This is a genomic window from Pseudomonas sp. UBA7530 (genome assembly GCF_002479365.1).
GTDB lineage: Bacteria > Pseudomonadota > Gammaproteobacteria > Pseudomonadales > Pseudomonadaceae > Aquipseudomonas.
The window spans coordinates 568,757-593,595 of the sequence record NZ_DLMS01000011.1 but is presented as its reverse complement, the minus strand read 5'-3'; the positions used below and the strand labels follow the sequence as shown (position 1 = coordinate 593,595).

Sequence of the window (24,839 nt, the reverse complement as noted above, 5' to 3'; positions counted from 1 at the left end):
TTAGCGGCGAGCTGTTACTCGCCAGTCGCGGCTAAAGCCCCTCCCCACAGGATATGAACAGTCAAACGGGTTCGACACGTGCCCAGTAACGAGTCAGGTAACGCACGCGCACTGGCAGCGAGGCGCTGAGGTTCTCCAGCGCCAGCTCGGTATCGTCGACGGAGAATGCGCCGGACAGGCGCATGTCGGCCACTTCCGCCGCGCATTGCAGATAGCCAAGCCGATAACGCGCCAGCTCGGCGACGACATCCGCCAGACGCTCATTGACCACACTGAGCATGCCCTGACGCCAGGCGCCCTCACCCGCTGCCAACAGCTGCGGCGCGCCCATGTCTTGCGCGTCAAAGCTCAGCGTCTGTCCGGCTTCTAGGCGACGCGGCACGCCCTGCCAGTGCTGCGGGCGCACCTCCACCGCATGTTCGAACACAGCCACCCGCGCCCGTCCACCTTCACTGCGTACGCTGAAACGCGAACCCAGTGCCCGCACGCTGCCCTGCGGCAGATGGACGATAAACGGCCGTCGTGCCGTATCCGCTGACGTTTCAACGAGGATTTCACCGTGGCGCAACAGCACTTCGCGCAGCTCGCTGCCAAAAGCCAGATCCACCGCGCTGTCGGTGTTCAGGTCCAGTCGACTGCCATCGACCAGACGTAACGTTCGGCGCTCCCCTTTTGCGGTACGGTGCTCGGCCATCCAACCTTGCGCAGGCTCGCGAGCGGCGACTCCCAGGCCGCCAGCAGCAAGCAGTATCGTCAGTGTCTTGAGCACGGCGCGGCGGCGGGCACGCACGCCGGCCAGAGTCGGCAGGGCAACGTCCTGCGGCACGCTGCCCAGTTGCTGCTGCAGTTTCTCTACCCGTGCCCATGCCGCGGCGTGTGCGGGATGCTGCTCGACCCAGGCGCGCCAGGCCTGACATTCGGCCTCACTGGGTGGGGCGCCGTTAAGCTGTACATACCAGGTGGCAGCGGCTTCTAGCACCTGGCGGTCGAGCACACTCAATCTTCGACCAACAGCAGGAAGTGGGTCATGGCGCGTATCAGGTGATTCTTCACTGTCGTCACCGAAACCCCCAGGCGCTCACTGACCGCAACATAGCTCAGCCCCTCCAGCTGCACGGCGAGGAAAATACGCCGAGTACGCTCGCCCAGCCCATCGAGCATACTGTCGATGGCGGTCAGTGTTTCGAGGATGCTCAGGCGAGTTTCCGGGGAAATATCCAGCGGCTCGGGACGCGCTGCCAGTGCAGCCAGGTAGGCATCCTCAACCGCGCGACGGCGGAAGCGGTCGATCAGCAGCGCACGGGCGATGGAGCTGAGGTAGGAGCGCGGTTCTCTAATGGCTGCCACGTTGCGCGCCACCAACACACGCATGAAGGTGTCCTGCGCCAGGTCAGCAGCATCGCTGGAGTTACCGAGCCTGCTGCGCAACCAGCCCTGCAACCAGCTGTTGTGCTCGGTGTAGAGAAGATGCAGGGCGCGAGAATCCGGAGCGGTCATGTCGTAGGCCGAACGAGGCAAATGATAATCTGTCTCATTCTCTACAGACATGGCAATCCGTGCAAGTGACGATACGGACCGCTCTGCTATCAGTGCTCGCTTACGCTCCCGTTCATACTGCCGAGCCAGGATGGCGTCATAGCTAGAAAATCGATCGTGGGGTAGGGACGCTCAGCTTGCCGTGCGTTGCAGGTATCGACAGCCAAAAGATCGCGGACAAGCCCGCTCCCACACGGAGCGCTCTGCGACTAGGCAACGCTGAACCGTGGGAGCGGACTTGTCCGCGAATGGCCATGGCGGGAAATTCGGGCAGTCATCTCGCTGGCCAAATGGAGCCATGGCCAGCAGCGCCCCATTCCCGCTAACGCCTCAGGCCCGCGCCAACTCCGGCAGGTCGCCAGACAAACCCAGCGCCTGGCGCACGAACAGCGCCTTGGCTTCGGCCTGGCCATCGACCAGATCGAGACCAACGTTGCGCAGCAGGCGCAACGGCAGCGGGTCGGCCTGGAACAGGCGCTGGAAGCCTTCCATCGCCGCCATCATCGCCAGATTGTGCGGCATGCGCCGACGCTCGAAACGGCTCAGCACCCGCTCCTCGCTCAGGCTCTCGCCACGCTCGCCGGCATGCTGCAACACCTCGGCGAGCACCGCGGCGTCGAGCAAGCCCAGGTTGACGCCCTGCCCCGCCAGCGGATGGATGGTGTGCGCAGCATCGCCGATCAGCGCCAGCCCCGGTTCCACATATCGTTTGGCATGACGCTGGCGCAGCGGGATGCACAGCCGGCGGTCGGCGTGCAGCACCTTGCCGAGGCGATGTTCGAAGGCCTTGCTCAGCTCGGCGCAGAAGGCTTCATCTTCCAGCGCCATCAGGCGCTCGGCCTCGTCCGGCACGGTGGACCAGACGATCGAGCACCAGTGCTCGCCGGCTGGCCCCGCCAGCGGCAGGAAGGCCAGCGGGCCATCGTCGGTGAAGCGCTGCCAGGCGGTGGCCTGGTGCGGGCGCTCGCAACGCACGCTGGTGACGATGGCGTGATGCAGATAATCCCATTCACGGGTGGCGCAGCCGGCCAGACGGCGCACTGCGGAGTTGGCGCCATCTGCGGCCACCAGCAATGGCCCGCGCAGCTGGCGACCATCGGTGAGGGTCAGCAGCCAGTCGTCACCACTGCGGCGCAACTGCTCCAGCCGTGCGCCGGGCAGCAGGCCGATCTGGCTGTCATGCAAGCGTTCGAGCAGAGCGTCCTGCACCACCCGATTCTCGACGATATGCCCGAGCGTCTCGGCATGCACGCTGGCGGCAGAGAAGTGGATGCTGCCGGTACCGGAGCCGTCCCACACGCGCATCTCGCCATAGGGGCAGGCACGCCGGGCGGCGATGCCTGGCCAGGCGCCCAGGCGTTCGAGAATGCGCTGGCTGGCCATCGACAGCGCACTGACGCGCGGCTCGAACGGCGCCTGCGCAGCGAACGGCGAAACGCTGAGTGGGCTGCCATCGACGATCAGGATGTCCAGGCCGCTGTGCTCGAGCGCCAGGGCCAGGGTGCTGCCGACCATACCGGCACCGACGATGATCAGATCCGCGCGCATATCCATTCCTTAGTGTTTCGCTGTAGGAGCGGCCCCGCAGTCCAGACGACGCGCTGCCTGTTCGCAAACATAGGTGGGAGCGGACTTGTCCGCGAACGTTTCCAGATAAAAACTCGCGGACAAGTCCGCTCCCACAGTAATTGGTTCACCACTGAATCAGTCGGTTGCCTTGTTCTCGATAAGGGCGACCATGCTCACGAACCGCTGCCACCTGGCTGTCACAGGCTGCGGGTTCCCATGCCCATGGCCTGGCGAGCGAACCAGCGCTTGGCCGGCGGCAGCAGGTCTAGGCCCAGCAAGCCGAGGTTGCGACCTGCGGTCAGCAGTGGTTGCGCGTTGCTGAACAGACGCGTTACCTGGTCCGAGAAGCCGACGGTCATTTGTTGATCGAGCTGCTGGCGCTGCCGGTAGCGCTGCAGCGTGGCGAAATCACCCAGTGGCGCTTCGCTGCCGATCAGCACTTCAGCCAGCGCCAGCGTATCGCGCAGCGACAGGTTGTAACCCTGGCCGGCGATGGGGTGCAGGCTGTGCGCGGCATTGCCCAGCACCACCAGATGCGCCCGCACCTGCTCCTGCGCCTCGACCAGATTGAGCGGATAAAGATGCCGCGCGCCGACCTGCTGCAAGGCGCCCAGTCGGTAACCGAAGGCCTGCTGCAATTCCCCGAGAAAGTCTGTTTCGCTGACCCGCAGCAAGCGCTCGGCATCGGCGTTGGTACGCGTCCAGACCAATGCGCAACGATTGCCTTCCAACGGCAGCATGGCCATCGGGCCGTCATCGGTGAAACGCTCGAAAGCCTGACCGCGATGCGCCTCCAGCGGGCTGACGTTGGCGATCAGCGCACTCTGCCCGTAGGGCTTGATGCTAACGCCGATACCGAGCTGCTCACGCAAGCCGGAACGCCCGCCATCGGCAAGAATCGCCAGATCGCAGTCAAGGCAGGTTTCATCGTTCAGGGTCAGGCGGTAACCGTCATCGAGACGCTGCATGCCGACCACTTCGGCCGGGCAACGCCATTCGATCACATCCTGATCCAGCGCCTGCCACAGGCAATGGCCGATCCAGGCGTTCTCCACCACGTAGCCGAGCGCCGGGACGCCTTCCTCGATGGCCTGCAGACGCGTGGCGCCGAAGCGGCCGCGGTCGGACACATGAATCTGCTGAATCGGCTCGGCCCGCTGAGCGATGCTCTGCCACAGGCCGAGGCGCTCGTAGATCAGCCGGCTGCCGTAGGAGAGCGCGGTGGAGCGGGCATCATAGCTGGGCTGGTATTCGCTGCCCGGGGCGAAGGGCTCGATCAGGGCGATGCGCCAGCCGCGCTGACGCGCAGTGTCCTGCAGGGCCAGCGCCAGGCTGGCGCCCACCAGACCACCACCGATGATCGCCAGGTTCACACGGGACATGGGCTCAGGCCGCCTCGGTGCGCGCGGCAGCCATCAGTGCCTCGATCTCGGCGACGGTCTTGGGCACGCCGCCGGTGAGAATCTCGCAGCCCTTTTTGGTCACCACCACGTCATCCTCGATGCGCACGCCGATGCCGCGCCATTTCTTGGCGACCTTGTCGTTGTCGGCGGCGATATAGATGCCCGGCTCGACGGTCATCGCCATGCCCGGCTCCAGCACTCGCCATTCACCGCCAACCTTGTAGTCGCCGACATCGTGCACATCCATGCCCAGCCAGTGGCCGGCGCGGTGCATATAGAAAGGCTTGTAGGCCTCACTGGCGATCAGCTCGTCGACATCGCCGCTTAGCAGCCCCAGCTCCACCAGCCCGGCGGTGATCACGCGCACGGTGGCCTCGTGGGCTTCGTTCCAGTGTTTGCCCGGAGCGATCTCCTTGAAGGCCGCCTCCTGCGAGGCCAACACCAGCTCGTAGATCGCCTTCTGCTCGGGGGAGAACTTGCCGCTGACGGGGAAGGTACGGGTGATGTCGCTGGCGTAGCAGTCGATCTCGCAGCCGGCGTCGATCAGTACCAGATCGCCGTCCTTGAGCGGCGCATCGTTCTCGCGGTAGTGCAGGATGCAGGCGTTCCTGCCGGCGGCGACGATGCTGCCGTAGGCCGGCATCTTCGCCCCGCCCTTGCGGAATTCGTAATCCAGCTCGGCTTCCAGATGGTATTCGTACAGACCGGCACGGCTTGCCTGCATGGCCCGCACATGGGCGCGCGCACTGATCTCGGCGGCCTCCTTCATCACCTTCACCTCGGCGGCCGATTTGTACAGGCGCATGTCGTGCAGCAGATGATCGAGGGCGACGAACTCGTTCGGCGGCGTGGCGCCCTGACGCGCCTTGGCGCGGATGTGCTTGACCCACTCCATCAGCCGATGGTCGAACTCCTGATTGAAGCCGATGGCGTAGTAGACGCGTTCGCGGCCTTCGATCAGCCCGGGGAGAATGTCGTCGATATCGCCAATGGGGAACGCATCGTCGGCGCCGAACTTGCTGATCGCACCGTCCTGGCCGGCGCGCAAGCCGTCCCACAGCTCTCGCTCGGGATCACGCTCGCGGCAGAACAGCACGTACTCGCCATGCTCACGCCCGGGGATCAGCGCCATCACCGCCTCCGGCTCGGGGAAGCCGGTGAGGTACTGGAAGTCGCTGTCCTGGCGGTAGACGTGCTCCACGTCGCGGTTGCGGATGTACATCGGCGCCGCCGGCAGGATGGCGATGCTGTTGGGTTCCATCTGCGCCATCAGCGCCTTGCGCCGACGGGCATATTCGGACTTGGGGATGCTGATCAAGGCAGGCTCCGGCGGACAATCAGTGCAGGGAGGGTTTGGCGGCAGGCGCCTCGGGCTTGGCGCATTCGGCGAACAGCAGCAGGGGCGCCACACGCAGGTACTCCATCACCTCCATGTAATCGCTCTCGCCATCTTCGGATTCTTCCAGGGCGCTCTGCACCTGGGCGATGGCGGAGAGATCCTGCAACACTTCCATGGCCTCGGCGCTCAGTGCGCCATCGCGGGCCGTCAGGCCGAAGCCGCCGAGAAAGCCCTGACACCACTGCCCCAGAGCGGCTGCGCGCTGCGCCAGCGGGGTATCGTCATCCGGCAACAGCAGGACCACGGTGACGTCCTCGCTGCACAGCTCACCCTTGACCATTTCCTGCAGACCGATCAGCGCCTGGCGCACGTTGTCCTGCGGCTCGTCGCCGAGCAGCTCGGTGGCGTCGACCAGCCAGGCATCGGCGTCGAAGCCGGCACCCGCGCAACTGCGACCGAGCAGCAGGCCGTGCAGTTCGGCTGGGGAAACGGAATGCCCGGCGCTGTTCAACAAAGCGGCGAAGGCGGCGTAGGGAGAGCTTGGAATCGACATAGATAGCTAGGCGCCAGACGGCGCAATCTCTAGAATGGAGGCCTCGTATCCTAGCACCGGCAGGCGCGCCAAGACCATCCGAGGCCGCCGGGGTGATGCCGTCATCTGCATCACACCACTGCCATCTGGGTTTGACCCGAAACCGGGACAGGCCTATATAGTCCAGCCATTCCCTCCCCATAGCGAGAGCCCATGGAAGACGCCGAACTGCACGCATTGACCGCCAAGCTGGAGTTGCTGATCCAGCGTGTCGAGCAGCTGAAGGCTCACAACCGACTCCTGCTGGCGAATGAACAGGCCTGGCGCGAGGAACGCGCCCATCTGATCGAAAAGAACGAAATGGCCCGGCACAAGGTCGAATCGATGATTTCGCGCCTCAAAGCCCTGGAGCAGGACTCATGACCCAGTCGAACACCGTAACCGTCCACATTCTGGACAAAGAATATTGCATCGCCTGCCCGCAGGATGAACGCGCCAACCTGGAAAGCGCCGCCCGCTACCTGGACGGCAAGATGCGCGAGATCCGCACCAGCGGCAAGGTGATCGGTGCCGACCGCGTGGCCGTGATGGCCGCGCTGAACATCACCCACGACCTGCTGCACAAACAGCAGCGCCTGGATCAGGACGCCAGTTCCACCCGCCAGCAGGTGCGCGACCTGCTCGACCGCGTCGACCAGGCGCTGACCGACGACTCGGCGTCCTGAGCTCCGGCATGTCCGCCTGTTCGTCGCAGGCCGCCCCGCAAGCCGTCTATTCGGGTATACTGGGCGCAACTTCCTGGGGTGTGCGCCAGTCGGTGATGTCCCTGAGCCGATACGCACAACCACGGGGGTTGCACGTTGGGGCCGGTGTGCATGTCCGCCTGACGGAAAGCCTTAACGCCTCCTGCAACCTCCACCTTGAACTTTCGGGTTCAAGGGCTAAACCGACAGCGGCACGCTGGGAAGTCATCATTTCCCCCGGTAGCTGCAGCTACCTGTCTCGCTCCATCCTTATCCCATGACCATGTCCGCGCCACTCAGCCGCCCGCAACTTCGTCGCGTGCTGCGCCAGCGCCGTCGCGCACTCAGCCGCAGCCAGCAACGCACTGCCGCACGCAGCCTGTATCGCCAATTGGTGCAGAGCCCGCAGTTTCGCCGCGCCCGGCATATCGCCCTGTATCTGCCCAATGACGGCGAAATTGATCCCAGGCCGCTGCTGGCTGCCGCACAGAAACGTGGCAAACGCACCTACCTGCCGGTACTCAGCGCCTGGCCACGCACCAAGATGGTGTTCCAGCACGTGAGCCGGCACGAGAAACTGTCGGGCAACCGCTTCCGTATCCTCGAACCGCGCCCGCAAGCGAAACGCCAGCGCAAGGTCTGGGCACTGGACCTGGTGCTGCTGCCGCTGGTGGGCTTCGATGATCGCGGCGGGCGCCTGGGCATGGGCGGCGGCTTCTACGACCGCAGCCTGGCCTATCTGCACAGGCGCAAAAATTGGCACATGCCGACGCTATTGGGCTTGGCGCATGAATGTCAGCGAGTGGACGAACTGGCGATGGCCAGTTGGGATGTGCCCTTGCAGGCAACGGTGACGGACAGGGCGTGGTATTGATTCGAGCGATGCGGCGCCGCATTCCCTGCGGCGCTTACGCTGGCAGTCCGCGAATCAGGGCTGCTGCGTTACATTGATGGAAGCTTCGCTCTGGCGCTCCCACAGGCTCTGGGTGTAACCCGTGGTAACCACGCCCAGGCTGAACAGTACGACGAGAACCCACAAAAGATCTGGCTTGCGTTTCATTTATTGCCTCCCCCTTCAAGGCAATGCGCGCGTTGGTCGCGCGTTATTGTTGTATGCAACATGACGGCGCCAGGCGTTTAGCCGAGCATTTTCCGCCAGCGCAAGTCGCGGTGCAATTTCCGACGCCAACCGGCCGTCGGAGACTTCTCTCAAACGAGCGTCCGCCTACGGACAGACCTGCAGGAGCAAAGTTCATGCCTCATTGGCTGATGAAGTCCGAACCCGATGAATTGTCCATTCTCGACCTGCAACGCCTGGGCAAAACCCGCTGGGACGGCGTGCGCAATTACCAGGCGCGCAACTTCATGCGCGCGATGAAACCGGGCGATCTGTTCTTCTTCTACCACTCCAGTTGCCCGCAACCGGGCATTGCCGGCATCGCGCGCATTGCCGGCGAGGTCTACCCGGACCCAACCGCGCTGGACCCGCAAAGCCACTATCACGACCCCAAGGCCAGTGCCGAGAAGAATCCCTGGAGCGCCCTGGACGTGGAACTCGTCGAAGCTTTCGACGAGGTGCTGGCGCTGCAGCACCTGAAGAACAACCCGCTGCTGGCCGACCTGGCCCTGGTGCAACGCGGCAGTCGCCTGTCGGTGATGCCGGTTGGCGAAGCCGAATGGAAGGCGATTCTCGCCATGCGTTGAACAGCGATGCGGGACATGCTGCTTGCGCCGACTGCCGGCACCGGATCGGTGCCGAAGCGCCTGGCTACTGAATGATCAGGTTGTTGAACAGCAGATCCTCGACGATGGGCTTGCCTTCTTCGCCATTGATCGCATCCTGCACCTGCTTGAGTGCCTGCTGACGCAGGGTCTCGCGGCCATCGGGCGCGTTGATGGTCTCGCTGGTTTGCGCCGAGAACAGCATCACCATCTGATGACGGATAAGCGGCTCATGCTGTTTGAGCTTCTCCTCGGCCTCGGTGCCGGTCACGCGCAGCGACACATCGGCCTTGAAAAACTTGAGGCGGTTGCCCTGGTCGGCCAGATTGCCGATCAAGGCTGGCGTCAGGTTGTAGTAGAGCGTCGTCGGCGCCTCTTCTTTCTTCTCCGAAGAGGCCAGGGCAGGCAGACAGATCGACAGGCTCAGCAGCAGGGCGGTCAACAGTTTCACGTTCGGCACTCCATCGGGGATGTGCCTAGCATAGCCATCCACAGGCCTGCACCCAAGCCCGGCGCTTATGCCGGCCTATCAGGCTGCGGCATGCTCGTTGACCCTCGGCGGGCGCTTTCTACACTGCAAGGCACCCTGCAAGAGGAATGACCTGCATGAAAGCCCTGCTGTGCAAAGCCTTCGGCCCCGCCGACACCCTGGTACTGGAAGACCTGCCAAGCCCCGAACTGAAAAAGAACGAGGTGCTGATAGAGGTGCAGGCTGCCGGGGTCAACTTCCCCGACACGCTGATCATCGAAGGCAAGTACCAGTTCAAACCGCCCTTCCCTTTCTCGCCGGGTGGTGAGGTAGCGGGCGTGGTCAAGGCCGTCGGCGAGAAGGTCAGCCACCTGCGCGCCGGTGACCGGGTCATGGCACTGACCGGCTGGGGCGGCTTCGCCGAAGAGGTCGCGGTGCCGGCCTACAACGTGCTGCCGGTGCCCAAGAGCATGGACCTGACCACAGCAGCGGCCTTTGGCATGACCTATGGCACCTCGATGCACGCCCTAAAACAGCGGGCCAATCTGCAACCGGGTGAAACCTTGCTGGTGCTCGGCGCCTCCGGTGGCGTCGGCCTCGCTGCAGTGGAAATCGGTAAGGCCATGGGCGCGAAGGTGATCGCCGCTGCGAGTAGCGCCGAGAAGCTGGAAGTCGCGCGCAATGCCGGCGCCGACGAGCTGATCAACTACAGCGAGCAGAGCCTTAAGGACGAAGTGAAGAAGCTTACCGGTGGCCAGGGCGTGGACGTGATCTACGATCCGGTTGGGGGCGCGCTGTTCGAAGAAGCCTTCCGCAGCATCGCCTGGAATGGTCGCTTCCTGGTGGTGGGGTTCGCTGCCGGCGGCGGCATCCCGGCCCTGCCGGCCAATCTGCCGCTGCTCAAGGGCGCCTCCCTGGTCGGCGTGTTCTGGGGCTCGTTCGCCCAGCGCCAGCCGCAGGACAACGCCGACAACTTCCAGCAACTGTTCGCCTGGCATGCCGAAGGCAAACTCAAGCCGCTGGTATCACAGACCTTCCCGCTGGAGCGTGGTGGCGAGGCGATCGATGCCCTTGGTCAACGCAAGGCCGTGGGCAAGGTGGTGGTGCAGGTTCGTTGAGGCACGTGGGGCGGCTGGCACAACGAACTGCAAAGCTGCCGCCCAGACGCTCACCGTCAGTGACCACGGATCGCTGACGGTTCAGCGCCCGCGTCGCCGACGCAGGCTTATATGTAACCCAGCAGTAGCAGTACCAGTACGATCACCAGCACCAGCCCCAGACCTCCGGTAGGCCCGTAGCCCCAGCTGCGGCTATGCGGCCACGCCGGAATGGCACCGATCAGCAACAGGATCAGAATGATCAGCAGTATGGTTCCCAAGCCCATGACGATCTCCTCGCATGTCGATGGCGGACCACATGACGCGGCACGCCTGGAAACGGCTACCCGGTTCAGGCTGCCGTTCGGATGCAGGGCATGACGCTGCGGTGAAGCTGGCGTCTGGCGGTGCCTTCGGCACATTGCCCTTCCCTCACCTTTTACGACCAGGCAGCGCAGCGGAAAGTGCCAACTTTTGCATCAGCGAGCGCCGGGCAGGCCTGCTTTGCAGCGGCGCGCGATGGATATGCGCAGCGCCATGAGCCAAGCCGCCATCAGCCGATACCGTTCACGAAACGCTTGGGTATGGTCATGCCATTAGCGTCCTTCGCTGCGCCGTCAGCGCCCTGGCGGGCAATTCAGGGTTTACCCCAGCGGCTTGTGCCGGTAAGTTCGGGCTGCGCCGTTGAGCGTGCGTGCGGCCTGGGGCCGCTTGATAAAAAATGACGCCCTGCCTGCTCTGACGCGCGGGCCAGATTCCGCGGCTGGCATGCGCGCATGCCCGAAAGCGGGGCGCAGTCGAAGGAACGCAACGATGAGTTCTATCCTGCTGATGCTGGTCGGTCTGAGCGCCATGTCGCTGGGCTATCTGTTCTACTCGAAGTTCATCGCCGAGCGGATCTACCGCCTCGATCCCAACTACCGCACGCCAGCCCATACCATGGGCGATGGGGTCGACTACGTGCCGACCAATCGCTTCGTGCTGTGGGGCCATCACTTCACCTCGGTGGCGGGCGCTGCGCCCATCGTCGGGCCGGCGATCGCCGTGATCTGGGGCTGGGTGCCGGCCTTCCTGTGGGTGACGCTGGGCACCATCTTCTTCGCCGGCGTACATGACTTCGGCGCCCTGTGGGCCAGCGCGCGCAATCGCGGCCAGTCGATCGGCATGCTCAGCGGGAAGCTGATCGGCGCACGCGGACGCAGCCTGTTCCTGGTAGTGATCTTCCTGGTGCTGCTGATGGTCAATGGCGCCTTCGCTGCGGTCATCTCCAACCTGCTGGTGTCGACGCCGACCTCGGTGATCCCGGTATGGGGCGCGATCATCGTGGCACTGCTCATCGGCCAGGCGATCTATCGCTACAAGGTCGGTCTGCTGTGGCCGTCGATCATTGGCGTGGCAGTGCTCTATGCGCTGATCCTGCTGGGTAACGCGGTGCCGGTGGTGCTGCCGGAAACCGTGCTGGGCCTGTCGGCCAAGTCGGTGTGGATCCTGCTGCTGTTCGCCTACGCGGCCATCGCCTCGCTGCTGCCGGTATGGGTGCTGCTGCAGCCGCGCGACTACATCAACGGCCTGCAGCTGTTCGTCGGCCTCGGCCTGCTGTACACGGCGGTGCTGTTCGGCGCACCGGAAATCGTCGCCCCCGCGTTCAACGATGCACTGCCGGCCAACACCCCGAGCATCGTGCCGCTGCTGTTCGTGACCATCGCCTGTGGCGCCATCTCTGGCTTCCACGGTCTGGTCGCCTCGGGTACCACCTCCAAGCAGCTGGACAAGGAAACCGACGCGCGCTTCGTTGGCTACTTCGGTGCAGTAGGCGAAGGCATGCTGTCGCTGGCAGCGATCATCTGCTGCACCGCCGGCTTCGCCACCCTGGTGGACTGGCAGGCGGTGTACACCGCATTCGGCACCGGCGGCGTCAACGCCTTCGTGGCCGGCGGCGGTAGCCTGCTGGCCAACGGCCTGGGCCTGCCGGCGGATCTCGGCGCGACCATCCTGGCGGTGATGGCCATCCTGTTCGCCGGCACCACCATGGATACCGGCCTGCGCCTGCAGCGCTTCGTCATCCAGGAAGCCGGCGAGCTGGCCGGAATCAAGGTCAACACCCTGGTCGGTACCGTGCTGGCCGTGGGCGTGTGCATGACCCTGGCCTTCGGCGCCGGCGCCGATGGCAGCGGTGGCATGATCATCTGGCCGCTGTTCGGCACCACCAACCAGCTGTTGGCCGGCCTGACTCTGGCGATCATCACCGTGATCCTGATCAAGAAGGGCCGCCCGGCGATCTACACCCTGGTGCCGCTGGTGTTCCTGCTGGCGATGTCGATCTTCGCCCTGCTGGTGCAGATGGGCCAGTTCTACCGCGCCGAAAACTGGCTGCTGCTGGGCATGGACGTGGTGATCCTGATCGCCGCGCTGTGGGTGACCCTGGAATCGTTCATCGCCATGCGCCAGGGCCGCGACCCGGTCGAGGCTGACGCGCAAGGCGAGGCGCGCGAGTGAGCGAGCGCCAGGCGCCATTGCTGCAACGGGTATCCGCCGGGCTGCGCGAATTCTACGTCGCGCCGTACCGGCGAACCTTCGCCCGTGCCCGGCGCGACGAGGACGATCTGTTCATGCTGCTGGTGTTCAGCGAAACCCTCGGCGTACCCAATCCGGCGGCCTATTACACCCTGGAGCTGATGCCGGTGCTGTACGAGCGCTTTCACGAGTGGCATCGACGCATGGGCATGGAGCGCTCACCACTGGATCACATCGGATGCTGCTAGAACTGGCTGAAAAACGCCGCGTGCTGTTCATCGGCGGCAAGGGCGGCGTCGGCAAGACCACCGTATCGGCGGCGACCGCACTGGCCCAGGCACGCAGTGGACGCCGCGTGCTGCTGGTGTCCACCGACCCCGCGCACAACCTGGGCCACCTGTGGGGCCAACCAGTCGGCCCGCGCCCAGTGGCGCTGGTCGACGGTCTCGATGGCATGGAGCTGGACCCGCAGGCCAGTGTCGAACAGCACCTGAACGAGGTGGGCGCCGCGCTGCGCAAGCTGATGCCCGCGCACCTGGCTGGAGAAGTGGACAAGCACATGAGCCTGTCGCGCGACGCGCCGGGCATGCACGAGGCTGCGTTGCTGGAGCGCATCGCCGAAACGGTCGACAGCGGCCTGCACGACTACGACCTGGTGGTCTTCGACACCGCCCCTTCGGGGCATACCGCGCGCCTGATGGCGCTGCCGGAGATGATGTCAGCCTGGACCGAAGGTCTGATGCGCCGCCGTGAGCGCAGTGCCGGCTTTGGTGCGGTGCTGCGCAACCTGGGTGGCGACGACCGCGGCTTTGGCGAGTCGCTGCTGGGCCGCGAGCCGGGCGACTCCCCGGATGATCGCGACAGCCAGGTACGCCGACTGCTGGATCGCCGTCGACATCGTTTCAGCCAGTTGCGCGAAGTGCTTGGCGATGCCGAACGCTGCGCCTTCGTCATCGTGCTGGCGGCCGAGCGCCTGCCGGTGCTGGAGAGCATCGAACTGCACGGGCAGTTGCAGCGCAGCGGGGTGACCGTCGCAGGCCTAGTGATCAACAAGCGCTCGCCAGCCGATGCCGGTGCCTTTCTGGCCGAGCGCCGTGAGCAGGAGGAACGCTACCTGGACGAGTTGCGCCAGGCCCTGGACCATCTGCCGGTGCAGCAACTTCCGCTACTGGCGGCCGATGTGCAGGGGCTACCAGCGCTGCAAGCCTTTGCCGAGCGGCTGGCCGATCCCGCCACAGGATAAGCGTCGGATCGATATGAAAAAGCCGCCCGAGGGCGGCTTTTTCATTCAGCCTCGCGGCGCGTAGGCGAACACGTCAGCGCGCATCTGGTGGGCGTCCATCCCGGTTTCGACCAGCGCATCGAGCGTGGCGTAGACCATCGACGGCGAGCCACTGGCATAGACGTGCAGGGACTTGAGGTTGGGGAAGTCTTCGCGCACCGCTTCGTGCAGCAGGCCGCAACGGCCCTGCCAGCCACACTGGTCGCTGACCACCTGGTGCAGGTGCAGGTTGTCCAGCTGCTGCCACTCGGCCCAATGCGGTAGTTCATAGAAGTCTTCGGGCCGACGTGCACCCCAGTACAGGTGTACCGGGTGGGCGAAACCGGCGGCGCGGCAGTGTTCGATCAGACTGTGCATTTGACCCATGCCGGTACCGGCGGCGATCAGCACCAGCGGACCATCGGGCAGATCGGCGAGGTGGGTATCGCCGTAAGGCATCTGCACACGAGCGATGCCTGCACCACGCAGGTGCTCCAGCAGGGCGACGCTGCTGCCCTCGCGGGCGAGGATATGCAGCTCCAGCTCACGCCCGGCGTGCGGCGCCGAGGCCAGGGAAAAGGCCGCCATCTCGCCATCCGGGCGCTGCAGCAGCAGGTACTGCCCGGCATGGTAGCGAGGCGCCTTGCCCGCAGGCGTACGCAGGCGCACGCGGAATACGTCGCCGCCTACGTCCAGGCATTCGATCACCTGGCAGCTCAGCTCGCGCACCGGCAGTTCACCCGGCGCCAACACGCCATCCCAGTGCAGCACGCAATCTTCCAGCGGTTCGGCGAGGCAGGTGAACAGCTCGCCATGATCCAGTTCCACCTCGTTCTGCCGCACCCGTCCCTCCACCAGCAAGGCGGCGCAGATATGGCAATTGCCATTGCGGCAGCTTTGCGGGCAGTCGTAGCCCAGACGGCGGGCGCCATCGAGGATGCGCTCGCCCGGCTGCAGGGCAAGGGTGATGCCGGAGGGTTGCAGGGTGACGTTCATCAATCGATTCCCAGCTCGCTCCACAGCGCGTCGACGCGCGCCACCACGGCCGGGTCCTTCTCGATGGCGCGGCCCCACTCGCGCGTGGTCTCGCCCGGCCACTTGTGGGTGGCGTCCAGGCCCATCTTCGAACCCAGGCCGGAGATCGGCGAGGCGAAGTCGAGGTAGTCGATCGGCGTGTTGTCGATCATCACCGTGTCGCGCTTGGGGTCCATGCGCGTGGTAATCGCCCAGATCACGTCATTCCAGTCCCGTGCGTTGATATCGTCGTCGGTGACGATAACGAACTTGGTGTACATGAACTGTCGCAGGAACGACCACACACCGAGCATTACGCGCTTGGCGTGGCCCGGGTACTGCTTCTTCATGGTCACCACCGCCATGCGGTAGGAGCAGCCTTCCGGCGGCAGGTAAAAGTCGGTGATCTCCGGAAACTGCTTCTGCAGGATCGGCACGAACACTTCGTTCAGCGCCACACCGAGGATCGCCGGCTCATCCGGCGGGCGGCCGGTGTAGGTGCTGTGATAGATCGGGTCGCGACGCCGGGTGATGCGCTCGACGGTGAACACCGGGAAGGTGTCGACCTCGTTGTAGTAGCCGGTGTGGTCGCCGTAGGGGCCTTCCGGCGCGGTCTCGCCCGGATGGATCACGCCTTCGAGGACTATCTCGGCACTGGCCGGCACCTGCAAGTCGCTGCCACGCGCCTTGATCAGCTCGGTGCGATGACCACGCAGCAGACCGGCGAAGGCGTATTCGGAGAGGGTATCGGGCACTGGCGTCACAGCGCCGAGAATGGTCGCTGGGTCGGCGCCCAGTGCGACGCACACCGGGTAAGGCTTGTCCGGATGCTTCTGGCACCACTCACGGTAATCCAGCGCGCCGCCGCGATGGCTGAGCCAGCGCATGATCACCTTGTTGCGGCCGATCACCTGCTGGCGGTAGATGCCGAGGTTCTGCCGCTCCTTGTTCGGGCCCTTGGTGATGGTCAGGCCCCAGGTGATCAACGGCGCCACGTCGCCCGGCCAGCAGTGCTGAATAGGCAGTTTGCCGAGGTCGACGTCGTCGCCCTCCTCGATCACTTCATGGCAGGGTGCGTCCTTGACCACCTTGGGCGCCATGGAAATGACCTTCTTGAAGATCGGCAGCTTGCTCCAGGCGTCCTTGAGGCCCTTTGGCGGCTCGGGCTCCTTGAGAAAGGCCAGCAGCTTGCCGATTTCGCGCAGCTCGGACACATCCTCGGCGCCCATACCCAGCGCCACGCGCTTGGGCGTGCCGAACAGGTTGCCGAGTACCGGCACATCGAAGCCGCTTGGTTTTTCGAACAGCAGCGCCGGGCCGCCCTTGCGCAGGGTGCGGTCGCAGATTTCGGTCATTTCCAGAACGGGCGATACCGGGGTCTGGATGCGCTTGAGTTCGCCGCGCTTTTCCAGTTCACGGATGAAGTCGCGCAGGTCGCGATACTGCATGCAGGAGCCTCGTGTCGGACAGGCAGGAGTCGGCCGCAAAGTTTAGCGCCGAAGTCGGGCTTTCAGAAGGCTTGAAAGCCGCAGAAACGGCAAGGCCGGGTTTTCCCGGAATGCTGTTCACTTAAGGCTGTACGCATTTAGCTCCCCTCTCCCATGTATGGGAGAGGGGCTGGGGGAGAGGGCCGGAAACACCGCAAAACTGCCAGCTTTCCCCTCTCCCTAACCCTCTCCCCGGAGGGGCGAGGGGACTGATCGCGTTCGACCTTTTCTTACGTGAACAACATTACGGGTGTCCCCGGCCTTGTGGCACAGCGCAACGTCTTACTTGCGCTTCATCGACAGGAAGAACTCATCGTTAGTCTTGGTCGCTTTCAGCTTGTCGATCAGGAACTCGATCGCCGCGATTTCATCCATCGGGTGCAGCAGCTTGCGCAGAATCCACATGCGCGACAGCTCTTCCTCACCGGTCAGCAACTCTTCGCGGCGGGTGCCGGACTTGTTGATGTTGATCGCTGGGAAGGTGCGCTTCTCGGCCACGCGGCGATCCAGGATCAGCTCCATGTTGCCGGTGCCCTTGAATTCCTCGTAGATCACCTCGTCCATCTTCGAGCCGGTTTCGATCAGCGCGGTGGCGAGGATGGTCAGGCTGCCGCCTTCCTCGATGTTACGCGCGGCGCCGAAGAAGCGCTTCGGCTTTTCCAGGGCGTGGGCGTCGACACCACCGGTGAGCACCTTGCCGGAGCTCGGGATCACGGTGTTGTAGGCGCGCGCCAGACGGGTGATGGAGTCGAGCAGAATGACCACATCCTTTTTGTGCTCGACCAGGCGCTTGGCCTTCTCGATCACCATTTCGGCGACCTGCACGTGGCGGGTCGGCGGCTCGTCGAAGGTGGAGGCGACCACTTCGCCGCGCACGGTGCGCTGCATCTCGGTCACTTCTTCCGGGCGCTCGTCGATCAGCAGAACGATCAGGTGCACTTCCGGGTTGTTACGCGTGATGTTCGAGGCGATGTTCTGCAGCATGATGGTCTTGCCCGCTTTCGGCGGGGCGACGATCAGGCCGCGCTGGCCCTTGCCGATCGGCGCGCAGAGGTCGATCACACGGCCGGTGATGTCCTCGGTGGAGCCGTTGCCGGCCTCCATGGTCAGGCGCTGATTCGGGAACAGCGGCGTGAGGTTCTCGAACAGGATCTTGTTCTTGGCGTTTTCCGGGCGGTCGAAGTTGATGCTGTCGACCTTGAGCAGGGCGAAGTAACGCTCGCCTTCCTTCGGCGGACGGATCTTGCCGACGATGGTGTCACCGGTACGCAGGTTGAAACGGCGGATCTGGCTGGGCGAGACGTAAATGTCATCAGGGCCCGCCAGGTAGGAGGAGTCGGCGCTACGCAGGAAGCCGAAACCGTCCTGGAGGATCTCCAGCACGCCGTCACCGGAAATTTCCTCGCCGCTTTTGGCATGCTTTTTCAGCAGGGCGAAGATGATGTCCTGCTTGCGCGAACGGGCCATGTTTTCCAGGCCCATCTGTTCGGCCATGTCCAGCAGTTCGGCAATCGGCTTTTGCTTGAGTTCGGTCAGATTCATAGGAATGACGTGATCATCGAGAGGAGAAGAAAGCTGTTAGCTTGAGAAGCCGCGCCGCAGAGAAGGCGACAGGATCGCGAACGAGTTCGTATAGGAATGAATCGGCGACGGCATGCAGAGAGCTGCATGGAGGATGCAGCGAGGCCGAATTTAACACCGTGAAAAAACAGCGTCTAGCCCCGAAAATGAAAAAACCCCGCAATTTAGCGGGGCTTCTCCAGTGCGACTCGACTCAGATGTTGCTGTCGAGGAACGCAGCCAGCTGCGACTTGGACAGTGCGCCGACCTTGGTCGCTTCGACATTGCCGTTCTTGAACAGCATCAGGGTCGGGATACCGCGTACGCCGTACTTCGGCGGGGTTTCCTGATTCTCGTCGATGTTGAGTTTGCACACCTTGAGTTTGCCTTGGTATTCCTTGGCGATCTCGTCGAGCACCGGTGCAATCATCTTGCACGGGCCGCACCATTCAGCCCAGTAGTCGACCAGAACCGGACCCTCAGCCTGGATGACGTCCTGGTCGAAGCTGGCGTCGCTGACGTTGGTGATGAATTCGCTCATGAGGAGTCTCCGTATATTCGGAAGCAAAAAAGTGGCGCCATCATAGCCCGGCTTGAGTGACACCGAAAGGCGCTGACGATTGAGCCTTTCAATAGCCGCTAATGTACGCCTCAATCGCCAAGTGTGGCGAATGCGATGCCGGTGCGCAGCGCAGCGGCGCGGATATGCTGCTGCATGGCCTTCTGCGCCGGGCCGGCGGCGTGCCGGGCCAGGGCCTTGAGAATCTTGCGGTGCTCCTGCCAGGTTTCCATCGCCCGCTCCGGTCGGATGAACGGCAGCTTCTGGCTTTCCAGGAAAATGTCCGCACTGGAGGTCACCAGGGCGAACATCGCCTGGTTGCCGCTGGCGGCGAGGATGCGCTGGTGGAACTCGAAGTCCAGGCGCGTCGCCTGGGCGAAATCGCCCGCACGCAGCTCACGGCGCATCTGCTCGACGTTGTCTTCGAGAATGTCCAACTCCTCGGCGGTCATCACCCCGGCAGCCAGGCCACAGGCGAATCCCTCCAGAGCGAAGCGCAACTGAAAGGTGTCGGCGGCCGACACCTGCGCGGCGAACGGCCAGACGAAACCACCAGCCCCCTCCACTTTCGGCGCCTGCTGGACGAATACGCCCTTGCCGGCCTGCACGCTGACCAGGCCCAGAGCACTGAGCGATGAAAGCGCCTCGCGCAGCGAGGCACGGCTGACACCCAGGCGCTCGGACAGGTCGCGCTGCGAGGGCAACGCATCGCCAGGACGATAGCCTTCCTCCTCGATCAGACGGCGGATCGCCTGCAGGGCGTACTCGGGTACCGCGCGGGGAGCAGAAGCATTCATGGCTGTTCGGGCCGGTCAGTCCAGTGAAGCCGCCTTTGTAAGGCCTGAATAGCGCTCCAGGCAAGCGACGCCCCCTTGTGGCACAGCTCACCAGAGAACGCACCGAGATGGCACAGGAGCGCTTCTGACCATTTGGTCAGCAATGCCAACTGTTCAGACCAGTAAGACCTTATCGTCACTCGCCTGTAGCGATGAGAGCCCTGAATTCCCTGAACCTGGCACAGGCGATGCAGTGCATGAGCCAAGCAAAACACTTGAGTTTTCCTTCATCGATCGGGAGTTCGACATGCGCACCTTTCACCGCACCTTGCTGGGTACCCTCTTCGCCGCCCTGGCCTTCGGCGCCAGCACCGTTCACGCCGATGCACTGGAGGACATCGGCAAGGCCGGCGTACTGAAAGTCGCCGTACCACAGGATTTCCCGCCGTTCGGCTCGGTCGGCCCAGACATGAAGCCGCGCGGCCTGGATATCGACACCGCGCAGCTGCTGGCCGACAAGCTGGCGGTGAAACTGGAGCTGACCCCGGTCAACAGCACCAACCGCATCCCCTTCCTCACCACCGGCAAGGTCGATCTGGTGATCTCCAGCCTCGGCAAGAACCCCGAGCGTGAGGCGGTGATTGATTTCGCCGCGGCCTACGCGCCGTTCTACCTCGGCGTGTTCGGCCCGGAAGACACCGCCATCGCCAGCCTCGACGACCTCGCCGGCAAGACGATCAGCGTCACCCGCGGCTCCATCGAAGACATCGAACTGAGCAACGTCGCGCCGAAAGGCGCCACCATCAAGCGCTTCGAGGACAACAACTCGACCATCGCCGCCTACCTCTCCGGCCAGGTCGAGCTGATCGCCAGCGGCAACGTGGTGATGGTGGCCATCTCCGAGAAGAACCCCAAGCGTGTGCCGAACATGAAGATCAAGCTCAAGGATTCGCCGGTTTACGTTGGCGTGAACAAGAACCAGGCCGCGCTGCGGGACAAGGTCAACGCCATCATCACCGACGCCAAGGCCGATGGCAGCCTCGAGGCACTGAGCCAGAAGTGGCTGAAGCAACCGCTGCCGGCCGACCTCTGAGCCGCGCGGGGAACTGAGCCATGGCGTACCAGTTCGATTTCGCCGCAGTCCTGCAGCACAGCGACCTGCTGTTGCAAGGCGCGGCCTTCACCCTCGCGCTGACGGCGATCGGCACCCTGCTGGGGGTCGGTCTCGGCATCGTCGGGGCGATACTGCGCGCCTGGCGCATCCGCCCGTTCGACCGGTTTTTTGGCGTCTATGTGGAGCTGATCCGCAACACGCCGTTCATCGTTCAGCTGTTCTTCATCTTCTTCGGCCTGCCCTCGCTCGGCGTACGCCTGAGCGAGTGGGAAGCGGCGGTGCTGGCCATGGTGATCAACCTCGGCGCCTACTCCACGGAGATCATCCGCGCCGGCATCCAGGCCATACCGCACGGCCAGCTCGAGGCCGCCAGCGCACTGGCCATGAGCCGCTTCGAGACCTTCCGCCATGTGGTACTGCGCCCGGCACTGGGCAAGGTGTGGCCGGCGCTGTCGAGCCAGATCATCATCGTCATGCTCGGTTCGGCGGTGTGCTCGCAGATCTCCACCGAGGAGCTGTCGTTCGCCGCCAACTTCATCCAGTCACGCAACTTCCGCGCCTTCGAGACCTACCTGCTGACCACGGCGCTGTATCTGGTCATGGCCATTCTGGTTCGCCAACTGCTGGCCTGGGTTGGCCGCCGCTTCGTCATGGGGGCCCGCTGATGGACTTCACCCTCTGGGACATCCTGCGCAATCTGCTCACCGGCCTGCAGTGGACGCTGCTGCTGTCGCTGGTGGCCTTCGTCTGTGGCGGCATCACCGGCCTGCTGGTGTTGCTGGCGCGACTGTCGCCACTGTCGGCGCCGCGCATGCTCGCCCGCGGCTATATCGAACTGTTCCAGGGCACGCCGCTGCTGATGCAGCTGTTCCTGGTGTTCTTCGGCATCGCCCTGCTCGGGGTGGACGTGTCGCCCTGGCTGGCTGCGGCCACTGCGCTGACGCTGTTCACCAGCGCCTTTCTCGCCGAAATCTGGCGTGGTTGTGTCGAGTCGATCAGCCGTGGCCAGTGGGAGGCATCCGAAAGCCTGGCCATGAGCCGCCTGGAAACCCTGCGCCATGTGGTGCTGCCACAGGCGCTGCGCATCGCCGTGGCGCCCACCGTCGGGTTCTCGGTGCAGGTGGTCAAGGGCACTGCGGTGACCTCGATCATCGGTTTCACCGAACTGACCAAGACCGGCAGCATGCTGGCCAACGCCACCTTCGAGCCGTTCATGGTCTACGGCTTCGTCGCCCTCGGTTACTTCCTGCTCTGCTACCCGCTCTCGCTCGCTGCATACCGCCTGGAAAGGAGGCTGAATGTCACTGCTTAACGTCACCGCCCTGCACAAGTATTACGGCGACAACCATGTGCTCAAGGGCATCGACCTCAAGGTCGAGGAAGGCGAAGTGGTCGCCATCATCGGCCGCAGCGGCTCGGGCAAGAGCACCTTCCTGCGCACCCTGAACGGACTGGAGTCGATCAAAGACGGCGTGATCGAAGTCGACGGCGAGTACATCGACGCCGCCCGCGCCGACCTGCGCAGCCTGCGGCAGAAGGTCGGCATGGTGTTCCAGCAGTTCAACCTGTTCCCGCACCTGACCGTCGGCGAGAACGTCATGCTCGCGCCGCAGGTAGTGAAGAAGACCCCGCGTGCCGAGGCCGAGCGGATCGCCCGGCAGATGCTCGAGCGCGTCGGCCTGGCGGAGAAGTTCGACGCCTACCCCGAGCGCCTGTCCGGCGGCCAGCAGCAACGCGTGGCCATCGCCCGCGCCCTGGCCATGTCGCCCAGGGTGCTGCTGTGCGACGAGATCACCTCGGCGCTCGACCCGGAACTGGTCAACGAGGTGCTGGCGGTGGTCAAGCAACTGGCCAGCGAGGGCATGACCCTGATCATGGTCACCCATGAGATGCGCTTCGCCCGCGAAGTCGGCGACAAGCTGGTGTTCATGCACCAGGGCAAGGTGCACGAGATCGGCGATCCGAAAGCCTTGTTCGCTGCCCCGCGGACCGAAGAGCTGCGCAACTTCATCGGCTCGGTGAACCTGTGAACGCGCCAGCGCCGCTGCCGCTGCAGGTCGAGCCGCTGACCCGCGAGGCCTTCGCGCCCTTCGGTGAGGTGATCGAAACGGCCGGCGCCAACGCCTTCGCGATCAACGCTGGGACCACCACGCGCTACCACGATCTGGCGCAAGTGGAGTTGGCCGGCGAGGCGCCGCGCACCCTGGTCAACCTGTTCGAAGGCAAGGCCTGGCATGCGCCCATCGCCATCCGCATGCTCGAACGCCACCCGCTGGGCAGCCAGGCGTTCTATCCGGTGGACGGCGGGCGCATGCTGATCGTCGTCGCTCCGCCCGGTGAGCTGGACGAGTCGAAAATACGTGCGTTCATCAGTGCGCCAGACCAGGGCGTGAACTACGCCCGCGGCACCTGGCACCACCCGCTGCTGTGCCTGCAACACCCAGGACGCTTCCTGGTGGTGGACCGCGGCGGCGAGGGTCACAACTGCGACGAACAGCCTCTGAAACAGCCGCTGAGCGTGCTGAACCTGCGATAACCACAGGTCTAGACCAGTTTCATGCGACATCCGAATGCGTTGGCTCATGCGCTCAGTCGTGGCAGGATGCGCGGAAATCGAACGAGATGCCGCAATCATGCCCCAAGCCCCTGCCGAGAGTTTTCCCCTGATCGCCGCCATCGACCTGGGCTCGAACAGTTTCCATATGGTGCTGGCCAAGGCCGACAATCACGAGATCCGCATCCTCGAGCGCATCGGCGACAAGGTCCAACTGGCGGCAGGCCTGGATGACGAGCGCCAGCTCAGCGAGGAAGCGATGCAACGCGGCCTGGACTGTCTGCGCCGCTTCGCCCAGTTCAGCAACAGCCTGCCGGAAGGCGCCGTGCGTATCGTCGGCACCAACGCCCTGCGCGAAGCGCGCAATCGCGCCGTGTTCATCCGCCGCGCCGAGGAGATTCTCGGTCACCAGGTCGAGGTGATTTCCGGCCGCGAGGAAGCGCGCCTGATCTACCTCGGCGTCTCCCACAGCATCGCCGACACCCCCGGCAAGCGCCTGGTTGCCGACATCGGCGGCGGCAGCACCGAATTCATCATCGGCCAGCGTTTCGAGCCGCTGCTGCGCGAGAGCCTGCAGATGGGCTGCGTCAGTTTCACCCAGCGTTATTTCAAGGACGGCAAGATCACCCCGGCGCGTTATGCCCAGGCCTATACCGCCGCCCGTCTGGAACTGATGGGCATCGAACAGGGCCTGCGCCGTCTCGGCTGGGAGGACGCCGTCGGCGCCTCCGGCACCATCAAGGCCATCGGTCTGGCGACCAAGGCCGCCGGCCTGGGCAATGGCGAGGTCACGGTCGAGGGCCTGGCCTGGCTCAAGCGCAAGCTGTTCAAGCTCGGCGAGGTGGACAAGCTCGACCTCGACGGCATCAAGCCGGATCGTCGCAGCATCTTCCCCGCCGGCCTGGCGATTCTCGAAGCCATCTTCGATGCCTGCGACATCCAGCGCATGAGCCACTCCGAAGGCGCGCTGCGCGAAGGCGTGCTGTACGACCTGCTCGGCCGTCACCAGCACGAGGACGTGCGCGAGCGCACCCTGGCCGCGTTCATGGAGCGCTACCACGTCGATACCGACCAGGCCGCCCGCGTCGAAGCCAAGGCGCTGTCGGCGCTGGACAAGGTCGCCAGCGACTGGGGGCTGACCGACGTCTGGCACCGCGAGCTGCTGAGCTGGGGCGCCAAGGTGCACGAGGTGGGCCTGGATATCGCTCACTACCAGTACCACAAGCACGGTGCCTACCTGATCGAGCACTCCGACCTGGCCGGTTTCTCGCGCCAGGATCAGCAGATGCTCGCCCTGCTGGTGCGCGGCCACCGGCGCAACATTCCCAAGGACAAGTTCGCCGACTTCGGCGAGGAAGGCATCAAGCTGATGCGCCTGTGCGTGCTGCTGCGCTTCGCCATCCTGTTCCATCACATCCGCGGTACGCAGGATATGCCACAGGTGCAGTTCAAGGCCGGCGACGACAGTCTGGAGATCGTCTTCCCCGAAGGCTGGCTGGCGGCCAACCCGCTGACCCAGGCGGATTTCGAAGCCGAGGCCGAGTGGCTCAAGCGCATCGACCTGACCCTGAGCGTGCGCTGATCAGGCGG

Annotated in this window: 28 protein-coding genes and 1 other RNA gene; 15 read left to right on the top strand and 14 right to left on the bottom strand. The window is 64.3% G+C overall.

What is annotated here, in order from left to right; all coding sequences use genetic code 11:
• Positions 1 to 61 precede the first annotated feature (61 nt).
• The 6 genes from B2U07_RS16725 to B2U07_RS16700 form a co-directional block, all read right to left on the bottom strand.
• On the bottom strand, positions 62 to 994 hold the full coding sequence (locus tag B2U07_RS16725) for a FecR domain-containing protein (RefSeq protein ID WP_275545719.1): 933 nt from the start codon (positions 992 to 994) through the stop codon (positions 62 to 64).
• 2 nt (positions 995 to 996) lie between these two features.
• Entirely contained in the window at positions 997 to 1,497 is a 501-nt protein-coding gene (locus tag B2U07_RS16720; protein ID WP_275545720.1) for a sigma-70 family RNA polymerase sigma factor, read from the bottom strand.
• Between the two features lie 369 nt (positions 1,498 to 1,866).
• Positions 1,867 to 3,084, bottom strand: coding sequence for a 2-octaprenyl-3-methyl-6-methoxy-1,4-benzoquinol hydroxylase (locus B2U07_RS16715; RefSeq protein ID WP_275545636.1), 1,218 nt, complete (start codon positions 3,082 to 3,084; stop codon positions 1,867 to 1,869).
• A 218-nt stretch (positions 3,085 to 3,302) separates the two neighbouring features.
• The gene (gene ubiH / locus B2U07_RS16710; RefSeq protein ID WP_275545637.1) at positions 3,303 to 4,487 is read right to left on the bottom strand and encodes a 2-octaprenyl-6-methoxyphenyl hydroxylase; all 1,185 of its coding nucleotides are present in this window, start codon (positions 4,485 to 4,487) and stop codon (positions 3,303 to 3,305) included.
• A 4-nt stretch (positions 4,488 to 4,491) separates the two neighbouring features.
• A complete protein-coding gene (gene pepP / locus B2U07_RS16705; RefSeq protein ID WP_275545638.1) occupies positions 4,492 to 5,826 on the bottom strand; it encodes a Xaa-Pro aminopeptidase in 1,335 nt (444 codons plus the stop codon).
• Positions 5,827 to 5,845: 19 nt separating this feature from the next.
• Positions 5,846 to 6,400, bottom strand: coding sequence for a YecA family protein (locus tag B2U07_RS16700; RefSeq protein WP_275545639.1), 555 nt, complete (start codon positions 6,398 to 6,400; stop codon positions 5,846 to 5,848).
• A 192-nt stretch (positions 6,401 to 6,592) separates the two neighbouring features.
• Between B2U07_RS16700 and B2U07_RS16695 the strand changes: the two genes are divergently transcribed.
• The 4 genes from B2U07_RS16695 to B2U07_RS16680 all read left to right on the top strand — a co-directional run bounded on the left by B2U07_RS16695 (position 6,593) and on the right by B2U07_RS16680 (position 7,996).
• Positions 6,593 to 6,802: a TIGR02449 family protein gene (locus tag B2U07_RS16695; protein ID WP_197859049.1), complete on the top strand. Its 210-nt coding sequence runs from the start codon at positions 6,593 to 6,595 to the stop codon at positions 6,800 to 6,802.
• Entirely contained in the window at positions 6,799 to 7,104 is a 306-nt protein-coding gene (locus tag B2U07_RS16690) for a cell division protein ZapA (RefSeq protein WP_197859048.1), read from the top strand. The genes B2U07_RS16695 and B2U07_RS16690 overlap by 4 nt, the downstream gene beginning before the upstream one ends.
• Positions 7,105 to 7,171: 67 nt before the next feature.
• Positions 7,172 to 7,350, top strand: a non-coding RNA gene (gene ssrS / locus B2U07_RS16685) — 6S RNA.
• Between the two features lie 49 nt (positions 7,351 to 7,399).
• Positions 7,400 to 7,996: a 5-formyltetrahydrofolate cyclo-ligase gene (locus B2U07_RS16680; RefSeq protein ID WP_275545640.1), complete on the top strand. Its 597-nt coding sequence runs from the start codon at positions 7,400 to 7,402 to the stop codon at positions 7,994 to 7,996.
• A gap of 54 nt (positions 7,997 to 8,050) precedes the next feature.
• On the opposite strand, the gene B2U07_RS16675 is transcribed toward B2U07_RS16680, so the two are convergent.
• Positions 8,051 to 8,182: a hypothetical protein gene (locus B2U07_RS16675; RefSeq protein ID WP_269476145.1), complete on the bottom strand. Its 132-nt coding sequence runs from the start codon at positions 8,180 to 8,182 to the stop codon at positions 8,051 to 8,053.
• Positions 8,183 to 8,376: 194 nt separating this feature from the next.
• On the opposite strand from B2U07_RS16675, the gene B2U07_RS16670 reads away from it, so the two are divergent.
• Positions 8,377 to 8,826: an EVE domain-containing protein gene (locus tag B2U07_RS16670; protein WP_275545641.1), complete on the top strand. Its 450-nt coding sequence runs from the start codon at positions 8,377 to 8,379 to the stop codon at positions 8,824 to 8,826.
• Between the two features lie 64 nt (positions 8,827 to 8,890).
• Here the strand turns inward: B2U07_RS16670 and B2U07_RS16665 are convergent, their stop codons facing one another.
• Complete coding sequence (locus tag B2U07_RS16665) at positions 8,891 to 9,295, bottom strand: flagellar basal body-associated protein FliL (protein ID WP_197859045.1); 405 nt, start codon at positions 9,293 to 9,295, stop codon at positions 8,891 to 8,893.
• Between the two features lie 155 nt (positions 9,296 to 9,450).
• On the opposite strand from B2U07_RS16665, the gene B2U07_RS16660 reads away from it, so the two are divergent.
• Positions 9,451 to 10,431: an NADPH:quinone oxidoreductase family protein gene (locus B2U07_RS16660; protein ID WP_275545642.1), complete on the top strand. Its 981-nt coding sequence runs from the start codon at positions 9,451 to 9,453 to the stop codon at positions 10,429 to 10,431.
• A gap of 107 nt (positions 10,432 to 10,538) precedes the next feature.
• Here the strand turns inward: B2U07_RS16660 and B2U07_RS16655 are convergent, their stop codons facing one another.
• The gene (locus B2U07_RS16655) at positions 10,539 to 10,697 is read right to left on the bottom strand and encodes a DUF3309 family protein (protein WP_161865703.1); all 159 of its coding nucleotides are present in this window, start codon (positions 10,695 to 10,697) and stop codon (positions 10,539 to 10,541) included.
• A 526-nt stretch (positions 10,698 to 11,223) separates the two neighbouring features.
• On the opposite strand from B2U07_RS16655, the gene B2U07_RS16650 reads away from it, so the two are divergent.
• From B2U07_RS16650 to B2U07_RS16640, 3 genes are read left to right on the top strand one after another with little or no spacing between them, the layout of a single operon-like run.
• On the top strand, positions 11,224 to 12,906 hold the full coding sequence (locus B2U07_RS16650) for a carbon starvation CstA family protein (protein WP_275545643.1): 1,683 nt from the start codon (positions 11,224 to 11,226) through the stop codon (positions 12,904 to 12,906).
• On the top strand, positions 12,903 to 13,172 hold the full coding sequence (locus B2U07_RS16645; RefSeq protein WP_275545644.1) for a cory-CC-star protein: 270 nt from the start codon (positions 12,903 to 12,905) through the stop codon (positions 13,170 to 13,172). The genes B2U07_RS16650 and B2U07_RS16645 overlap by 4 nt, the downstream gene beginning before the upstream one ends.
• Entirely contained in the window at positions 13,163 to 14,167 is a 1,005-nt protein-coding gene (locus B2U07_RS16640) for an ArsA family ATPase (protein WP_296271928.1), read from the top strand. Before B2U07_RS16645 ends, B2U07_RS16640 begins: the two co-directional genes overlap by 10 nt.
• 45 nt (positions 14,168 to 14,212) lie before the next feature.
• On the opposite strand, the gene B2U07_RS16635 is transcribed toward B2U07_RS16640, so the two are convergent.
• The 5 genes from B2U07_RS16635 to B2U07_RS16615 form a co-directional block, all read right to left on the bottom strand.
• A complete protein-coding gene (locus B2U07_RS16635) occupies positions 14,213 to 15,181 on the bottom strand; it encodes a CDP-6-deoxy-delta-3,4-glucoseen reductase (RefSeq protein WP_296271927.1) in 969 nt (322 codons plus the stop codon).
• Positions 15,181 to 16,647, bottom strand: coding sequence for a 4-hydroxy-3-polyprenylbenzoate decarboxylase (gene ubiD, locus B2U07_RS16630; protein WP_296277378.1), 1,467 nt, complete (start codon positions 16,645 to 16,647; stop codon positions 15,181 to 15,183). The genes B2U07_RS16635 and ubiD overlap by 1 nt, the downstream gene beginning before the upstream one ends.
• Positions 16,648 to 16,968: 321 nt before the next feature.
• On the bottom strand, positions 16,969 to 18,228 hold the full coding sequence (gene rho, locus B2U07_RS16625; RefSeq protein WP_013713520.1) for a transcription termination factor Rho: 1,260 nt from the start codon (positions 18,226 to 18,228) through the stop codon (positions 16,969 to 16,971).
• Positions 18,229 to 18,460: 232 nt separating this feature from the next.
• On the bottom strand, positions 18,461 to 18,787 hold the full coding sequence (gene trxA / locus B2U07_RS16620; protein WP_037052882.1) for a thioredoxin TrxA: 327 nt from the start codon (positions 18,785 to 18,787) through the stop codon (positions 18,461 to 18,463).
• Positions 18,788 to 18,897: 110 nt separating this feature from the next.
• Positions 18,898 to 19,602: a FadR/GntR family transcriptional regulator gene (locus B2U07_RS16615; RefSeq protein WP_197859038.1), complete on the bottom strand. Its 705-nt coding sequence runs from the start codon at positions 19,600 to 19,602 to the stop codon at positions 18,898 to 18,900.
• A gap of 286 nt (positions 19,603 to 19,888) precedes the next feature.
• Between B2U07_RS16615 and B2U07_RS16610 the strand changes: the two genes are divergently transcribed.
• From B2U07_RS16610 to ppx, 6 genes are all read left to right on the top strand, one after another.
• The gene (locus tag B2U07_RS16610) at positions 19,889 to 20,674 is read left to right on the top strand and encodes a transporter substrate-binding domain-containing protein (protein WP_017363854.1); all 786 of its coding nucleotides are present in this window, start codon (positions 19,889 to 19,891) and stop codon (positions 20,672 to 20,674) included.
• Between the two features lie 20 nt (positions 20,675 to 20,694).
• Positions 20,695 to 21,360 (top strand): amino acid ABC transporter permease, encoded by a 666-nt coding sequence (locus B2U07_RS16605; RefSeq protein WP_017363855.1) that lies wholly within the window; start codon positions 20,695 to 20,697, stop codon positions 21,358 to 21,360.
• Positions 21,357 to 22,007 (top strand): amino acid ABC transporter permease, encoded by a 651-nt coding sequence (locus B2U07_RS16600; RefSeq protein ID WP_178101819.1) that lies wholly within the window; start codon positions 21,357 to 21,359, stop codon positions 22,005 to 22,007. Before B2U07_RS16605 ends, B2U07_RS16600 begins: the two co-directional genes overlap by 4 nt.
• Entirely contained in the window at positions 21,994 to 22,725 is a 732-nt protein-coding gene (locus B2U07_RS16595; RefSeq protein ID WP_296271924.1) for an amino acid ABC transporter ATP-binding protein, read from the top strand. Before B2U07_RS16600 ends, B2U07_RS16595 begins: the two co-directional genes overlap by 14 nt.
• Positions 22,722 to 23,231 (top strand): ureidoglycolate lyase, encoded by a 510-nt coding sequence (locus B2U07_RS16590; protein ID WP_296271923.1) that lies wholly within the window; start codon positions 22,722 to 22,724, stop codon positions 23,229 to 23,231. Before B2U07_RS16595 ends, B2U07_RS16590 begins: the two co-directional genes overlap by 4 nt.
• 97 nt (positions 23,232 to 23,328) lie before the next feature.
• A complete protein-coding gene (gene ppx, locus B2U07_RS16585; RefSeq protein ID WP_017363859.1) occupies positions 23,329 to 24,831 on the top strand; it encodes an exopolyphosphatase in 1,503 nt (500 codons plus the stop codon).
• The last annotated feature ends 8 nt before the right edge of the window (positions 24,832 to 24,839 follow it).